Origin of the sequence: Pseudoalteromonas sp. P1-7a (assembly GCF_001401855.1) — a bacterium.
Taxonomy (GTDB): domain Bacteria; phylum Pseudomonadota; class Gammaproteobacteria; order Enterobacterales; family Alteromonadaceae; genus Pseudoalteromonas.
Map to the genome: position 1 here is coordinate 1 of NZ_LKDU01000113.1, position 328 is coordinate 328.

The 328-nt window shown below is 43.0% G+C and carries 1 protein-coding gene; it reads left to right on the top strand.

The window, feature by feature from the left end:
- Window positions 1-234, top strand: a 234-nt coding sequence (locus AN389_RS19735) for a hypothetical protein (RefSeq protein ID WP_235576007.1), incomplete at its 5' end; no start/stop codon positions are given.
- Window positions 235-328: the final 94 nt, after the last annotated feature.

The following is a 328-nucleotide window of genomic DNA, read 5'->3' on the forward strand; positions in this document are numbered from 1 at the left end:
TCGCCTGACCTAGATGGTAGGTGTTGGATGGGTATGTATTACGTGTGCTTATTTTCAGATAGCCAAAATACTATTCACAAAGAGGCGCTACGCTTTAGAGAAGAAAATGCTGAATATTACTTTCCTTCAGACGTAAAAAACCATCACATTGCTGTAAAAGCTTTCTCGTATTTGGAGCCTTGCGATGTCGTAGTACCCACAGCGGTGGAGAGTCACATAGCAAAGTACTCTTAATGTTTTTTTAATGGGATTCACTGGGCACTGAGGTGGTCGTCGCGTTCTTTTACCCGTGGGTTTCATGATACTCAACCCACGCTACAAAGTACTG